General features: G+C 60.8%; 13 protein-coding genes and 1 riboswitch. Of the genes, 8 read left to right on the forward strand and 5 right to left on the reverse strand.

The window, feature by feature from the left end:
* The 4 genes from ilvC to miaA all read right to left on the reverse strand — a co-directional run.
* The coding region (ilvC, locus tag B3759_RS12715; RefSeq protein WP_291366484.1) for a ketol-acid reductoisomerase at positions 1-977 on the reverse strand (977 nt) is incomplete at its 3' end.
* Between the two features lie 67 nt (positions 978-1,044).
* A complete protein-coding gene (gene ilvN, locus B3759_RS12720) occupies positions 1,045-1,614 on the reverse strand; it encodes an acetolactate synthase small subunit (protein WP_291366301.1) in 570 nt (189 codons plus the stop codon).
* 131 nt (positions 1,615-1,745) lie between these two features.
* On the reverse strand, positions 1,746-3,560 hold the full coding sequence (ilvB, locus tag B3759_RS12725) for a biosynthetic-type acetolactate synthase large subunit (RefSeq protein ID WP_291366303.1): 1,815 nt from the start codon (positions 3,558-3,560) through the stop codon (positions 1,746-1,748).
* A gap of 162 nt (positions 3,561-3,722) precedes the next feature.
* Positions 3,723-4,682, reverse strand: a complete 960-nt coding sequence (gene miaA / locus B3759_RS12730) for a tRNA (adenosine(37)-N6)-dimethylallyltransferase MiaA (RefSeq protein ID WP_291366486.1) — start codon at positions 4,680-4,682, stop codon at positions 3,723-3,725.
* A 50-nt stretch (positions 4,683-4,732) separates the two neighbouring features.
* Here miaA and serB point away from each other — a divergent pair, with 50 nt between their 5' ends.
* Positions 4,733-5,629 carry a phosphoserine phosphatase SerB gene (serB, locus tag B3759_RS12735; RefSeq protein ID WP_291366305.1) on the forward strand — a complete coding sequence of 299 codons (897 nt, stop codon included), beginning with the start codon at positions 4,733-4,735 and terminating at the stop codon, positions 5,627-5,629.
* Positions 5,630-5,722: 93 nt separating this feature from the next.
* Positions 5,723-6,970 carry a cation:proton antiporter gene (locus B3759_RS12740; protein WP_291366307.1) on the forward strand — a complete coding sequence of 416 codons (1,248 nt, stop codon included), beginning with the start codon at positions 5,723-5,725 and terminating at the stop codon, positions 6,968-6,970.
* Positions 6,971-7,081: 111 nt separating this feature from the next.
* Here B3759_RS12740 and B3759_RS12745 read toward each other — a convergent pair whose 3' ends face one another.
* On the reverse strand, positions 7,082-7,423 hold the full coding sequence (locus tag B3759_RS12745) for a DUF2322 family protein (protein WP_291366309.1): 342 nt from the start codon (positions 7,421-7,423) through the stop codon (positions 7,082-7,084).
* A 1,010-nt stretch (positions 7,424-8,433) separates the two neighbouring features.
* On the opposite strand from B3759_RS12745, the gene B3759_RS12750 reads away from it, so the two are divergent.
* The 6 genes from B3759_RS12750 to B3759_RS12775 all read left to right on the forward strand — a co-directional run bounded on the left by B3759_RS12750 (position 8,434) and on the right by B3759_RS12775 (position 14,643).
* Complete coding sequence (locus B3759_RS12750) at positions 8,434-8,865, forward strand: hypothetical protein (protein ID WP_291366310.1); 432 nt, start codon at positions 8,434-8,436, stop codon at positions 8,863-8,865.
* Positions 8,866-9,222: 357 nt separating this feature from the next.
* Positions 9,223-10,797, forward strand: a complete 1,575-nt coding sequence (locus B3759_RS12755; RefSeq protein WP_291366311.1) for a 2-isopropylmalate synthase — start codon at positions 9,223-9,225, stop codon at positions 10,795-10,797.
* Positions 10,798-11,217: 420 nt separating this feature from the next.
* Positions 11,218-11,439, forward strand: a riboswitch (cobalamin riboswitch).
* A gap of 98 nt (positions 11,440-11,537) precedes the next feature.
* Positions 11,538-11,894, forward strand: a complete 357-nt coding sequence (locus B3759_RS12760) for a DUF1636 domain-containing protein (RefSeq protein ID WP_291366312.1) — start codon at positions 11,538-11,540, stop codon at positions 11,892-11,894.
* A 215-nt stretch (positions 11,895-12,109) separates the two neighbouring features.
* Positions 12,110-13,279 carry a precorrin-3B synthase gene (gene cobG / locus B3759_RS12765; RefSeq protein ID WP_291366314.1) on the forward strand — a complete coding sequence of 390 codons (1,170 nt, stop codon included), beginning with the start codon at positions 12,110-12,112 and terminating at the stop codon, positions 13,277-13,279.
* On the forward strand, positions 13,263-13,892 hold the full coding sequence (locus tag B3759_RS12770; protein WP_291366316.1) for a precorrin-8X methylmutase: 630 nt from the start codon (positions 13,263-13,265) through the stop codon (positions 13,890-13,892). Before cobG ends, B3759_RS12770 begins: the two co-directional genes overlap by 17 nt.
* Positions 13,893-13,896: 4 nt before the next feature.
* The gene (locus tag B3759_RS12775; protein WP_291366318.1) at positions 13,897-14,643 is read left to right on the forward strand and encodes a precorrin-2 C(20)-methyltransferase; all 747 of its coding nucleotides are present in this window, start codon (positions 13,897-13,899) and stop codon (positions 14,641-14,643) included.
* Positions 14,644-14,665: the final 22 nt, after the last annotated feature.

Raw genomic sequence — 14,665 nt, forward strand, 5'->3', positions numbered from 1 at the left:
GGCATCATGGCGCGCAGCTTCTCGCCGGTCGCCTCGATCGGGTGAGCGTCGTTGCGGGCGCGGACGGCCTTGAAGCCGACGTTGCCGGACTGGTTTTCGAGGATGAAGTTACGCACGAACGTGCCGTCCTGAATGTCGTTCAGAATGCGCTTCATCTCTGCCTTCGTTTCCGGCGTGACAACGCGCGGACCGGAGACGTATTCGCCGTATTCGGCGGTGTTGGAGATGGAGTAGTTCATGTTGGCGATGCCGCCCTCATAGATGAGGTCGACGATCAGCTTCATCTCGTGAAGGCACTCGAAGTAGGCCATCTCGGGAGCGTAACCGCCCTCAACCAGTGTCTCGAAACCGGCGCGGATCAGCTCGACGAGGCCACCGCAGAGAACAGCCTGCTCACCGAACAGATCGGTTTCGACTTCTTCCTTGAAGGTCGTCTCGATGATGCCTGCACGGCCACCGCCGTTGGCGGAAGCGTAGGAGAGAGCGATCTCCAGAGCGTTGCCGGAAGCGTTCTGAGCCACAGCGACGAGGGACGGAACGCCGCCGCCACGCTGGTATTCGGAACGAACCGTGTGGCCCGGGCCCTTCGGTGCGATCAGGAACACATCGAGGTCCGGACGGGCTTCGATGATGCGGAAGTGGATGGACAGACCATGCGCGAAAGCAAGAGCGGCACCCTGCTTCAGGTTCTTCTCAAGGGATTCCTTGTAGAGCGCGCCCTGACCTTCGTCGGGGGTCAGAACCATGACAACGTCAGCCCACTTGGCGGCTTCGTCAGGCGTCATCACCTTGAAGCCGGCGGCTTCGGCCTTGGCGACGGCTGAGGAGGTCGGGCGCAGACCGATCACGATCTCCTTGACGCCGCTGTCCTTCAGGTTGTTGGCATGGGCGTGACCCTGGCTGCCGTAACCGATGATGGCGACCTTCTTGTTCTTGATCAGGTTAACGTCGGCGTCGCGATCGTAATAGACGCGCATGGACATAATGTATGCCTTTCAGTGCAGAAACCGGAGCGCGCCTGTGGCGTCACTCCGAAAAGGAAACTCAGAGGGTGCGGGGGCCTCGGGTGAGACCGGCGACACCGGTGCGGGAAACTTCAGCGAGGCCGATGGGTCGCATCAGTTCGATGAAACTGTCCAGCTTGTCGCTTGCTCCCGTCAGTTCGAACACAAAGGAGCTTGCGGTCGTGTCCACAGCACGGGCCCGGAAGGCTTCCGCAATGCGGAGCGCCTCGGTACGGGCCTCACCAGTGGAGACAACTTTCACAAGCACCATCTCGCGGGCGATATGTGGACCAAGCGTTGTCAGGTTGGCAACTCGGCAGACCGGAACCTGCCGGTCGAGCTGGGCGCGGATCTGTTCGATGATCTCCGGCGTGCCGGAGGTCACGATATTGATGCGCGAGCGTGTGCCGCCCCCTTCGACCGGGGCGACGGTCAGGCTCTCGATGTTGTAGCCGCGACCGGAGAACAGTCCGACCACACGGGCGAGAACGCCGCTTTCATTGTCCACGAGCACGGAGATCACGGCGCGGGTGATGTTTTCGCCACCCGAGGCGAGGCCGTCGGGAGAGAATGAGGCTGTCGGGACCGACAGGTCAGAAAAATGCTTCATCGACTGAATCCGGAGTCCGATCCGTTACGACGTCCGGGCGGCTGTAACCGCGCCGGGCGTAAAAGGGAAGAGCATGGGCGATGTGCGGCGCGTGCTTTAATAAGACTGCACCTCACGCGGGAATAGGATCTCTAGACGAGCATCTTCCCCTCATCCGTGATCTCGGCACCCTGCTGTTCCTGCTCCGGGCCAAGGATCATCTCGTTATGAGCCGCGCCCGACGGGATCATCGGGAAGCAGTTCTCTCCCTCCGCCACGCAGATGTCGATGACCGCCGCACCGTCATACTCCAGAGCGGCGCGGATGGTATCATCCAGTTCGCTCATCTTGGTGGCGCGGAAACCCTTCGCGTGGAAGCTGTCTGCAAGCTTCACGAAGTCGGGCAGGGCGTCGCTATAGCTCTCGGAGTAGCGGGAGCCGTGCAGCAGTTCCTGCCACTGGCGGACCATGCCCATATAGTGGTTGTTGATCAGGAAGATCTTCACCGGCAGGCGATACTGGGCGATGGTTCCCAGCTCCTGAATGTTCATCAGGGCCGAGGCTTCGCCGGAGATGTCGATGACCAGCGCGTCGGGGTGCGCGACCTGCGCGCCGACGGCGGCGGGGAGGCCGTAGCCCATCGTGCCGAGGCCACCAGAGGTCAGCCAGTGGTTTGGGCTTTCGAACTTGAAGAACTGGGCCGCCCACATCTGATGCTGGCCGACTTCCGTGGAGACGAAGGTCTCACGGCCTGTCTCGACGGCCAGTTCATAGATGCGCTTGATGGCCTGCTGCGGCTTGATGATGGCGTCGGGTGACTGGTCCTGCGTGAAGCGCAGGCAGTCAAGCGCCTTCCATGCCTTGATGCGGGACCACCATGTTTCCAGCGCCTTCGCGTCCGGTTTGGCGGTCTGCGCTTCCCACTCCTCGATCATCATGGCGATGATGCGTCCGGCGTCACCAACGATCGGCACGTCCACGCGGATGATCTTGTTGATCTGCGAGGGGTCGATGTCGGCGTGAATCTTGAAAGAGTGCGGCGAGAACGCATCGACGCGACCGGTCACGCGGTCATCGAAGCGGGAGCCGAGGGCGATCAGCACGTCGCAGTCATGCGTGGCCAGATTGGCTTCGTAGGTGCCGTGCATGCCCAGCATGCCGAGGAACTGCTTGTCGCTGCCGGGGAATGCGCCGAGGCCCATCAGGGTGGCGGTGCAGGGGAAGCCAGTCATGTGGATGAGCCGCGTCAGATCGGCGCAGGCTTCCTTGCCTGCATTGATCACGCCGCCGCCGACATAGAACAGCGGGCGCTTGGCCGACTTCATGGCCGCGACGGCGCGGGCGACGGCCTTGCGGTCCGGCTCGGTGCGCGGCTGGTAGGACGCGCGCGGCGTGCGGCTTGGCGGCGCATAGGGAGCCGGGCCGACGGTGATGTTCTTCGGCAGATCGACCACCACCGGACCGGGGCGGCCGGAGCGGGCGATCTCGAAGGCCTCGTTGACCACGGGGGCCAACTCTTCCGGACGCTTGACCAGATAGTTGTATTTCGTGGCAGGGCGCGTGATGCCGGTGGTGTCGGCTTCCTGAAACGCGTCATTACCGATCAGCGACACGGGCACCTGACCGGTCAGGCAAACGACAGGCACGGAATCCATCAGCGCATCGAGCAGGCCAGTCACGGCGTTGGTCGCGCCGGGACCGCTGGTCACCAGCACGACGCCGACGCGGCCGGTCGAACGAGCATAGGCTTCGGCGGCGTGCACGGCGGCCTGTTCGTGGCGCACGAGAATGTGGCGGATGCGGTCCTGCTGGAACAGCGCGTCGTAAATCGGGAGGACCGCGCCTCCGGGATAGCCGAAGACGACCTCGACGCCCTGATCCACAAGAACCTTCATGAGCACCTCGGCGCCGGTCAGCGTGGTGCTGGCGTCGGGCTGGGTCGCAATCGTCTGTGTGGTGGCGTTCATCGTCGTCTCCCGCAAGGTGGGCACCCGTCTCTGTGGGACCTGTTTTCACCCGGGTTTGCTGTGTTGAGCCGACCGCGTTTCGCGCATCGGCAGGGCTGGACCTCCGGCGTCAGTGTCGGAAGGTGGAGGGGTGGTTTAAGCCTCACCCGCCGGAGCGTCAACCTACTTTTGCATGAAAGATATAATTTCCGGGATTTTTCTTTTCAAAAATTGCTCATTAAGGGCAATTCTGTTTTCGATAATAATCGTGTCATCCGGACTGACGAGAGGCTGATGAGCGAACCAAGTGGCCTGACGCTTGGTGTAACGGCCTGTCGCCAGCACCGCCCGCTCTTCCGCCGTGGCAAGACTGATCTCTCCCCGCAACATGGCCGAAAGCTCCGGCACGCCGTGCGCCCGCATGGCGGGAAGCACAGGATCAAGGTGCTGCTCCAGCAGGGCGCGGACTTCTTCTATGGCTCCCAGCTCGATCATCAGACCGAAGCGGCGGGCGATGGCGGCGCGCAGCACATCCCGTGCCGGGTCGAGACGGATCGCCTTGCACTGACAGTCCGCCGCAGGCAGGCCCGGCTGCGCACGCCACCATGCCAGCCCCCTCCCCGTGCTGCGCCAGACCTCCCACGCCCGGGCCAGACGTTGTGGGTCGGTGGGACGCAACCCGGCCGCCGTGTCCGGGTCTTCCGCCATAAGACGGTCATGCAGGGCGGCGGGATCAACCGCGAGCGCACGCGCTTCTTCCCGCGCCTCTGCGCTGGCTTCCGGGATTTCGGCCAGTCCATTGGTCAGGGCGCGCAGATACATGCCGGTGCCGCCGCACAGAATGGGCAGGCGACCCGCCGCCCACGCTTCTTCCATCGCGGCCAGCGCTTCCAGTCGCCACCACGCCACGCTGCGAGCCTCGGCTGCCGGGCTGACGCCATACAGCCGGTGCGGAAGACGCGCCTCCTCCTCCGGTGTCGGGCGGGCGGTCAGCACACGCAGTTCGCGGTAAACCTGCATCGAATCCGCATTGATGACGGTGCCGTTCAACTGCTCGCCCAGAGCGAGGGCCAGCGCGGACTTTCCGGAGCATGTCGGCCCTGCGACAATCAGCGCCGCACGGCTGGTGTCCGTTTTCTTCATCATCCTGTCGCTTGCCTCCAGCCATCAACCCTGTCACACGCAGCATCATTATGAGCGCTATTCTGACACTCGTCGCGAACCGCGAAGCCACATCCCTCACGCCCCAGGACATTGCGTTGGCCAGCACGTTGGCCGCAGGGGGCGAGACGACCATCCTCTCGCCGGGCGAGGCTGTCGATATCGCCTGCGCGCCGCTCACGCCAGCGCAGATCGACGCCATCCGTCTCGCTCTGACAGATCGCGCTATCGATGTGCTGTATGGTCCGAGCGAAAACCGGCGCAGGAAAATTCTTGTGGCCGATATGGACAGTACCATCGTCGCCAATGAAACGCTGGATGATATCGCGGCTCACGCCGAGCGCATCCGTCCGGGCATTGGGGAAGAAGTCGCCGCCGTCACCCGCCGTTCAATGAATGGCGAGATCGACTTCCAGACCTCGCTCCGCAACCGTGTGGCGTTTCTGCGCGATCTGCCAGCTTCTCTGCTGGAAGACGCTTGGAAAGACGTGAAGATCAATCCCGGCGCCCGCACGCTGGTGCAGACCATGAAGGCAAACGGCGCAGCGACGGCGCTGGTCTCCGGCGGCTTCACATGGTTCACGGCTCGCGTTGGGGCGGCCTGCGGTTTTGCCGAGAACCACGCGAATATCCTGAATGTCACAGGTGACATGCTGGATGGCACGGTCGGCGAACCTATTCTCGGTCCAGACGCTAAACTCCAGCACCTCATCCGCATCGCTGCCACCGCTAGCGCACCTCTGAGTGCGGCCCTGACGATCGGTGATGGCGCCAACGACCTGCCCATGTTGCGGGCTGCGGGCCTTGGCATTGGCTTCCACGCGAAGCCCGTGGTGCGGAGGGAGATTGTGAACCGGATTGAGCATGGCACGTTGCGTACTGCCCTGTTCGCACAGGGTTATCGCGCGTCAGAACTGGTCGAGGACTAAAACACATCAAGGGTTTTGTGACGAAATATGACGAAGAGAGTCGTCTGTCGCATTCTTCTTGACATCTGAGGCCTCAGAGCGCGACCGGGAAGTATGAATACTCTCGGTCTGTTGGCGCTTCTTCTTACCCTGTCTGCGGTCTTCAGCATCGTGAATGACCGGTGGCTCCGGCTGCCGATGACAATCGGCGTCATGCTGATATCCATCGCGGCGTCGCTGCTGATTATTGCGACCGGACTGCTCTGTCCGGCTTATGATCCGCGGGTGTTCGCACGGTCAGTTCTTGGCAGCGTCAATCTGCCGGAAGCCCTGCTGAATGGAGCATTATCGCTGTTGCTGTTTGCAGGAGCACTGGGAGTCAATCTCGGCTGTTTCCGCTCAAAGCTGAAATCCGTCACGGCGCTCGCGGTTCTGGGGACGGTGCTCGCCGTCCTGTTGCTGGCCAGTGCTGTCTGGTTCATCTTTCCGCTTCTGGGAATGAATGTTCCTTTCTCATGGTGCGTCATACTGGGCGCGATCCTTGCGCCGACCGACCCCGTCGCCGTTATCGGCATGTTGCAGCGTCTGGGCCTGCCGCAGGATATTCAGGCGATTTTTGCAGGCGAAAGTCTGTTCAATGACGGTATCAGCATCGTCATTTTCGGCGTGACGATCGGCCTTGCGACTGGCGACGCCAGCCATGTCACCTTCACGCAGATTGCCGAGGGGTTTCTGTGGGAAGCCTGTGGTGGCGCGCTGCTGGGGGCTGCGACCGGCTGGCTGACTCTTTTCCTGCTGCGCTCCAGCAAGGATGCACATACGCAACTGATCGCCTCACTCGCACTGGCGACAGGCACATACAGCGTCGCCAGTTATTTCGGCATGTCAGGAGCCGTGGCTGTGGTTGTCGCCGGCCTCTGCCTCGGCACGCACTACAGCCAGTCCATCTTTGACGAGCACGGACGCAAGGAGCTGAACATCGCGTGGACGCTCATCGACGAAGTGCTGAATGTTCTGCTGTTTCTGCTGATCGGCTTTGAGATTCTCGAAATTCCGCTGCATCTCTCTTCGCTGACGGCCATGCTTCTTGTTGTCCCATTGTCCATTCTGGGACGTGGCCTGAGCGTGTTTCTCTCAACACTGCCTCTCCATCTGAGGCACTGGGACAAGGGAAGACTGCTCAGCATCCTGACATGGGGCGGCCTACGCGGTGGCATCTCGCTGTCGCTGGCGCTTGGTCTGCCGGACGGTGATCTGCGGACTCTGGTGCTGCCAATCTGTTACGGTGTCGTCGTGTTCACCATCATCGTGCAGGGGCTCACCATGGAGCGGGTGGTGAGGCGGTTCTATCCTGCTCCGTAAAATTGGCAGAACCGTTCGGAGCAGGAGGTTTCTTACATCTTGGGTCAAAGGAACGACGTCTCTTTGTGCGGTTCGGGGCAAAGCCCTGATACTTTTACAGAAGACCGTCGTTTACTGAGCCGAAATAACCTCGATCTCCAACGGTGCTTCGCCAGCAGCGACTTCAAGCAAACGATCAATATTGGGATGGGCTCCTGGTCGATTGCGTGCGTCCAGCGTATGCTCACCAAATACAGCCAGACCATGCTCGGCAGCGTTTGCGTCGAGTTTACCGAAAACCTGTTTGAGATACTGATAAACAGCCAGCGAGCCCTGCTTTCCCGGCTGGTTTTCAATACTCGCGACGACCTTACCCGCACCGTCAAGCAGGTCGATGCGCTGCACTCCCTCAATGGAAGGAAGTTTCTGGAGATTTTCCTTGAAAATCGTACCCGGCTGAATCTTTTGTAGCATCTGCTGAATTCCTGCCTTTCTGACACTCACCAAAAACCTATCTGAGACAGCACTTCATGCTTCAGGATGCCAGGAAGCACGCTTTTCGACTTCACTCTGGCCCTATTTCACAATGGGCTTGCCTGTATGCAGGTTCGGGTCATTGTGTTCCAGCATCGGCGCATAATGGCAATGCATGCACCTGACATTCAGGACTCAAGGTGATGATCGCCTGCATTACCGGACTGTCGTCAGGAGGCGTTGAACAGAAGCCCCGCTGAGTCCGGTTTCCAAGAAGAGAACATGAAAACGGCGACCCGAAGGTCGCCGCCATTTCTTATTGTTCTTATCCGACACAAATAACCTCTCATACGACATCACGAACTTCAATACAAAACGAATATGTTTTATCCACAAATTAAGTTTATCGGACTCACATATATTTCATTCGCCAAATCGGTATTTTTCTATGTGACCAGGAATCAAGAAGAAAACGTCAGCAGTTTTCCGGCATTGCGAAGGGAAACCTGCTTGATCGAAGCAACGGAAACCCACACACCAACAGAACATCATACCTACCGCCAATGAGGCGTGCTTCGGTTTGAAGCGTCAAACACAGACATTCCCAGCTTGATGTCGATGTTCTTCTAACTTTGCACCCGCGACAGGCCAGAGGCGTCTGAACGTTTCCCTGAAACGCGCTGCGTTCAAGCAAGACTGGCTCACCAACCCCGGTTCTGAACCGAACCCAACAAGCCCCTGCTTCTCAACGCGCAGTCAAGAAACCGGAGACAGGTCGATAGCCTATCGAAACAGCTGCACTCAGAAAAGAAATCATTCACGATATGAAAGACAACTATACACACAAAAAGCACATTCATGAATAATTAAAGACCGATCCAGTCCGAATTGATGGTAAACAGCCAAAAATCAGAAGAACTTCCGCATAACAGACCAGCATCCAGACCTCTTGCTCCCACCCTGAGAGAAGCCAACACTAGTGCGGCAATTTGGCTTTCAGGAGATTTTTCATGAAATCACTGTGCAAATCCGCAGCTCTTGCAGCTGCATGCGGTTTGACACTGGTCGCTGGTGTGGCGTCTGCCCAGACGGCGGCTCCAGCAGCGGCTCCTTCAGTGGCTGAGGCTCCTGTTGGACCCGGCCCGACAGTGGACAACGCTTCCGTCGGCAACATCGCCGGTCTGATGTACTACTGCTACGCGCACGATATCGATGACGACACCACGGTTCGTTCGCTCGGTCGTTCGCTGGCCAAGCGCGCCGATGTGAAAAACGACCCTGCCTATGCTGCTGGTGGCGTCGGCAAGCTGATGGTCGGTCCGGGTCAGATGTTTGACCTGACGGCGGCAGAAAGCGACGTTCGCACAGCATCTTGCGCTCATGCTGCCCAGCGCGGCACCGAGCTGGACGATGGCACCTTCATCCTCCCGCTGCAGGACTGAGCCCTCCTGACGTTACGCCTGACAGATTGCACTGTCAGGCGTAACCCTGCGATGAAAAGTCTGCCCCATACAGGCACCCACTCTGCACACACAGATTGCATCCATCTTTGGGTTGCATCTCTCTGCTGATCCAGTATTTTGACCAGCATGACTATTGCCGCCGCCCGTTCCGAGTCGATGAAGCGCTTCAGCGCCACGACCACGCGCGGCCTCTCCCAGCTTCTCCTTCGACTTATCCGCCCCTGAGCGCGCCCATCGGCATGCGTTGCCGATAACGCTTAGGGGATATCGTCAGCAGAGCGTTTCGTGCCTAAAAGGACGAAACAGGGACCAAGACACGTCATACCGGGGCTTTTCATGACCTTCGACCATCCTTCCTTCGGCCGCATCACCGACGACCGGGTTTTCATCTTCGATACAACGCTGCGTGACGGCGAGCAGTCGCCCGGCTTCTCCATGAATCTGGAAGAGAAACTGCGCATGGCCGCAGCGCTGGCTGACCTCGGCGTGGACGTGATCGAGGCGGGTTTCCCCGTTGCCTCCAAGGGTGACTTCCAGTCCGTCGCTGAAATCGCCCGTGTCGTAAAAGGCTCGGTTGTCTGCGCGCTGGCCCGTTCCGGCGGCAAGAACGACATTCAGGCGGCGGGCGACGCCATCCGGCACGCCGAGCGCGGTCGTATCCACAACTTCATCTCGACCTCTCCGCTGCACATGAAATACAAGCTGCGGATGGAGCCTGAGACGGTTCTGGAAATCATCACCACCGGCAACAAGGCTGCCCGCAACCTGACGGACGACGTCGAATGGTCAGCGGAAGACGGCTCCCGCACCGAGCCGGATTTCCTATGCCGCTGCGTCGAGGCCGCAATCAAGGCTGGCGCCACCACCATCAACATCCCTGACACGGTTGGCTACGCCACGCCGGAAGACATGGAGCGCATCTTCTCCATGCTGAAGGAGCGTGTGCCAGGTGCGGATCAGGTCATTTTCTCCGCCCACAATCATAACGATCTGGGTCTGGGTGTAGCCAACACACTGGCCTCCCTGCGCGGTGGCGCACGCCAGATCGAGTGTACGATCAACGGCATCGGCGAACGCGCAGGCAACGCGGCGCTGGAAGAGATCGTCATGGCGATCCGCACCCGCCACGACCAGTATCCTTACACCAACCGCATCGAAACGACGAAGCTGCTGAAGCTGTCAAAGATGCTGTCCACGACAACGGGTTTTGACGTCCAGCCAAACAAGGCCATTGTCGGCCGTAATGCCTTCGCGCATGAGAGCGGCATTCATCAGGATGGCGTGCTGAAGAACGCCGCAACCTATGAGATCATGACGCCGGAAAGCGTCGGCTGGTCCAAGACATCGCTGGTGCTGGGCAAACATTCCGGTCGTGCGGCCTTCCGCGACAAGCTGGCGGCGCTGGGTTACACGATCAGCGACGAAAAGATGAACGAAGCCTTCCAGCGCTTCAAGGATCTGGCTGACAGCAAGAAGGTTGTCTACGACGAGGACATCATCGCGCTGGTGGATGATGAAGTCCGCGATCACGCCCGTATCCGCTTCCTGTCGCTGGATGTCGTCGCCGGTTCACAGCGCCCAGCCGAAGCCACGCTGGTTCTGGAAATTGACGGTGAAGCCGTGGAAACGACAGCCAACGGCAACGGTCCAGTCGATGCGGCCTTTAACGCCATCCGCAGCGCCTTCCCGCACGATGCGCGTCTGGCCCTGTTCTCTGTCGGCGCTGTCACCGAAGGCACCGATGCGCAGGCACGCACAACCGTGCGTCTGGAAGAAGAAGGCAAGATGGTCGATGGTCAGGGCGCTGACGCTGACACGGTTGTTTCCGCCGTCCGTTCCTACATTCACGCGCTGAACAAGCTGCTGGTCAAACGGACCCGCAGCGAGCCGGAAGAGCTGGTGGTGGGCTGAAGTCTGCTTCTATTAAGCATTACGAAGCCGTCCTTTTTTGGGACGGCTTTTTTTATGGCGTTTTGTCTTGTCTGCCGATGAGACTACTTTGCGCGGGAACGCAGAAAGATCCGATATCCGTTCAAGGCAGCGTTTATTGGCTATCCGCTGCCGGTGAGTATCTGGCTTTATCGAAGAGTTGTATCCGAAGAACCCTTGCCGATAGGCAGCTGGACCGCCGCGCAGGATCATCCCGAAACCTGATAAGAATTTCACTGCCCCTGCCTCGGCACGGATGATCAGCAGCCCTTTTTTCCCTGCGTGAAGGTCACGATCCTGTTGCGTCCAACCTTACGGGCATATCACCCAAGCTGTTGCCGTCGTCCGGATCCATGCATGGGTCATGATCGGCTCCATCGCTTGACATGAGAGACGCATTGCCCCAACAGCCGAGCTATTGGTTCTGCTCTATAGAATATCTGTGGAGTAGCTAAGAGGGAATGTGACAGGCCTGTCCGAAAGGACCGCCCCAGCACAGCCGCCCCCGCGACCGTTACCGGAAAGATCGCCCAATGCCACTGACGCATCGTCGGGAAGGTGGACGATCACTGGGGAAACCCTGAATCCGGGAGCCGGGAGACCTGCCAATAAACGAGACAACGGGCAGCCGGGGTGCGCTGCAACCGGCTGGACGCTCCCCATTATCCGTTCGCGGTCGGGGTTTGGCCGCGGGCACCCCAGTTGCTGAACAGAGCTGGGACATGAACGCGACACTCCTCGTCTGTACGACCTGCCGCGCAGGTCAACCGACCGTGAAGGGGCAACCCGTGGCAGGCGCTCGCCTCTACAGCGCGCTGGCCAGTAAACTCATGCCCGAAAATCTTACCATCGCACCGGTTGAATGCCTGTCCGCCTGCAGTAATGGCTGTGCGATAGCACTAACCGCACCCGGCTGCTGGAGCTATGTCTACGGGCGTCTCAGTGAAGACGATGCGGCCGAGATCCTGACTGGCGCGGCCGCCTATGCCGCTACCCCTGACGGTCTGGTGCCTTGGAGCCAATGCTCACAGATTTTCCGCAAACAGAGCCTTGCCCGCCTCCCTCCGCAGGAGCGATGACATGACCAGCTCGACCGGCTTTGCAAAAATTCCCGTCTCTGCTCCAGCCGACACTGAAGCGGCCTCTACCACGCCATCGCGCCAGATGAGGCAGAAGGGATAATCACCATGCAGGTGGCCTTCCGCGAAAATCACGGTCGCTTCCGCACGTTCGCGGCAGCAAGTCTGTGGACGATCCGTTGTAATACCATCGTCACCAGCCTGTGCGAGGCACTATGACCACACCGCTGGTCAAGGGCTGGTGTCCCGGCGCTCTCCGTCCGATGCTATCCGGTGACGGGCTGCTGGTCCGTGTCCGTCCTTCCATCGGGCGGCTGACACAGGCGCAGGCCGCCGGTATCGCGCGGCTGGCCGAGCAATATGGCAATGGGCAGATCGACCTGTCTGCACGGGCCAACATCCAGATTCGTGGCGTTACCGATCAGACCTATGCTCCGCTTGTCACGGGCCTCGCTGCGCTGGGCCTCATCGACGCGACGCCTGAAGCGGAAGCCAGACGTAATATCGTCGTGACGCCGTTCTGGCAGAGCAGCGACGGCACGGCGGAACTGGCCGAACGGCTGGGCAGCGCACTGCGGGACGACCGGACGCTCGCCCTGCCCGGCAAATTCGGCTTTGCCGTCGATACCGGGGCAACGCCCGTCCTGAGGGACGTCTCTGCCGATATCCGGATCGAACGCGACGCAACAGGGAACCTGCTCTGCCGGGCCGATGGCGCTGCCAGTGGCGCACGGGTTACGGCGGACACAGCCGTGGATACAGCGCTCAGTCTGGCCCGCTGGTTCATCTCCAGCGGCGGTTGGAAACGGATGGCGGCGCATCTGGCTGATGGCGCAACGCTGCCTTCCGCCTTTACCGCACTCGAAGCAGCACCGATGACCGACATGTCGCCTCCTGTGCCCGGTCCATCGGCCGCCGGGCTTATGATCGGCTTCGCCTTCGGACAGATGCAGGCGCGTACCCTGTCCGCCCTTGCCGACATCGCCCCTTTGCGCGTCACACCATGGCGTATGCTGCTGCTCGAAGGGCAGACGATCGCACCAGATATCGAGGGTATCATCACGCGCCCGGACGATCCGCTGCTGCGGGTCATCGCCTGCCCCGGCCTGCCCGGCTGCACCCAGGCCCTGCAACCCACGCGACCGCTGGCGCGCGCTCTCGCGCCGCACGTCCCTGTCGACAAGATTCTGCATGTGTCCGGCTGTGCGAAAGGGTGCGCACATCCCGGGCCGACATCGCTGACCCTCGTGGCGCAAGCCCATGGCTTTGGCCTTGTCAGAGACGGCAACGCCGCCTTTTCTCCCCCACACCCTCCTCTCACGGTCGAACAGTTGCTGGCCAATCCCGGAACGCTGATGGAAAATCCAAATGCCTTACCAGTATGAAACCAACGGCGCTGCCATCTACCGCCAGTCCTTCGCCATCATCCGGGCAGAGGCCGATCTGGCCCGCTTCACTCCGGAAGAAGAGATCGTCGCCGTGCGGATGATCCATGCGGCTGGCATGGTTGGTCTGGAAAAGCACATCGCTTTCTCGCCCAACATGGCGATCGCGGCACGCACGGCGCTGGAGGCCGGGGCACCGATCCTATGCGACGCGCGCATGGTCAGCGAAGGGATTACCCGCACCCGCCTGCCCGCCGACAATGACGTGATCTGCACGCTGAACGACCCGCGCGTGGCCGATCTGGCCCGCGAGGCCGGCAACACCCGATCGGCCATGGCGCTTGAACTGTGGCGTCCTTATCTCGCAGGAGCTGTGGTGGCCATCGGCAACGCGCCCACCGCTCTGTTTCACCTGCTCAACATGCTGGAAGACGCTGCCTGTCCGCGACCAGCGGCGATCATCGGCTGCCCGGTCGGGTTTGTCGGCGCTGCGGAATCGAAGGACGCGCTGATGGAGGCGCTTCCTGTCCCCGCATTGACGGTCCGGGGGCGTCTGGGCGGATCAGCGATCACGGTCGCCGCGGTGAACGCGCTGGCCAGTCGGACAGAATAGCATCATGTCCGGCAAGATCATCTGCACCGGCCTCGGTCCCGGCGACCCGGACCTGATCAGCGTGCGCGCCGACCGGCTCATCCGCAATGCCCGCCATGTGGCCTATTTCCGCAAGGCCGGACGCGCAGGTCAGGCGCGACGGATCGTCGAGGGGATGCTGGCTCCTGACATCCTCGAATATCCGATGGAATATCCCGTCACCACCGAACTGCCGGTGAACAGTCCCGCCTATCGCAACTCGCTGGCCAGCTTTTACGATGACTGGGCGGGCCGCCTGACCGATCTGGCGCGGACGCAGGAGGTGGTGGTACTGTGCGAGGGTGATCCGTTCTTCTACGGCTCCTTCATGCATCTGCACGCACGGCTTCAGGGCCACGTCGAGATGGAGGTCGTTCCCGGCATCACCGGCATGACCGGCTGCTGGAACGCCACAAACATTCCGATCACATGGGGCGACGATGTGCTCACCGTGCTGACCGGCACGATGCCGGAGACCGATCTGACACAACATATGCGGGCCGCGGATGCTCTGGTGGTGATGAAGACTGGCCGGAACCTGCCCAAGGTGCGCCGCGCTCTAGCTGCCTCCGGTCGGCTTGAGGATGCATGGCTGGTGGAGCGTGGCACCATGCCCGGCCAGCGGGTGATCCGCCTTGCCGAGGCCAGCAACGAGGACTGTCCTTATTTCGCGATTGTGCTGGTGCATGGGCAGGGCCGTCGGCCCGAAACCGAGCATGGAGGGGAACCATGACCGTCACGCCACTGGTCATTGC

The sequence above is a fragment of the Acetobacter sp. UBA5411 genome (assembly GCF_002409645.1).
Classification (GTDB): domain Bacteria; phylum Pseudomonadota; class Alphaproteobacteria; order Acetobacterales; family Acetobacteraceae; genus Acetobacter.

What these genes read in the sequence shown, in the direction of transcription:
- ilvN (WP_291366301.1), bottom strand. Translation starts at nt 1,614, where the DNA reads ATGAAGCATTTTTCTGACCTGTCGGTCCCGACAGCCTCATTCTCTCCC.
- ilvB (WP_291366303.1), bottom strand. Translation starts at nt 3,560, where the DNA reads ATGAACGCCACCACACAGACGATTGCGACCCAGCCCGACGCCAGCACC.
- miaA (WP_291366486.1), bottom strand. Translation starts at nt 4,682, where the DNA reads ATGAAGAAAACGGACACCAGCCGTGCGGCGCTGATTGTCGCAGGGCCG.
- serB (WP_291366305.1), top strand. Translation starts at nt 4,733, where the DNA reads ATGAGCGCTATTCTGACACTCGTCGCGAACCGCGAAGCCACATCCCTC.
- B3759_RS12740 (WP_291366307.1), top strand. Translation starts at nt 5,723, where the DNA reads ATGAATACTCTCGGTCTGTTGGCGCTTCTTCTTACCCTGTCTGCGGTC.
- B3759_RS12745 (WP_291366309.1), bottom strand. Translation starts at nt 7,423, where the DNA reads ATGCTACAAAAGATTCAGCCGGGTACGATTTTCAAGGAAAATCTCCAG.
- B3759_RS12750 (WP_291366310.1), top strand. Translation starts at nt 8,434, where the DNA reads ATGAAATCACTGTGCAAATCCGCAGCTCTTGCAGCTGCATGCGGTTTG.
- B3759_RS12755 (WP_291366311.1), top strand. Translation starts at nt 9,223, where the DNA reads ATGACCTTCGACCATCCTTCCTTCGGCCGCATCACCGACGACCGGGTT.
- B3759_RS12760 (WP_291366312.1), top strand. Translation starts at nt 11,538, where the DNA reads ATGAACGCGACACTCCTCGTCTGTACGACCTGCCGCGCAGGTCAACCG.
- cobG (WP_291366314.1), top strand. Translation starts at nt 12,110, where the DNA reads ATGACCACACCGCTGGTCAAGGGCTGGTGTCCCGGCGCTCTCCGTCCG.
- B3759_RS12770 (WP_291366316.1), top strand. Translation starts at nt 13,263, where the DNA reads ATGCCTTACCAGTATGAAACCAACGGCGCTGCCATCTACCGCCAGTCC.
- B3759_RS12775 (WP_291366318.1), top strand. Translation starts at nt 13,897, where the DNA reads ATGTCCGGCAAGATCATCTGCACCGGCCTCGGTCCCGGCGACCCGGAC.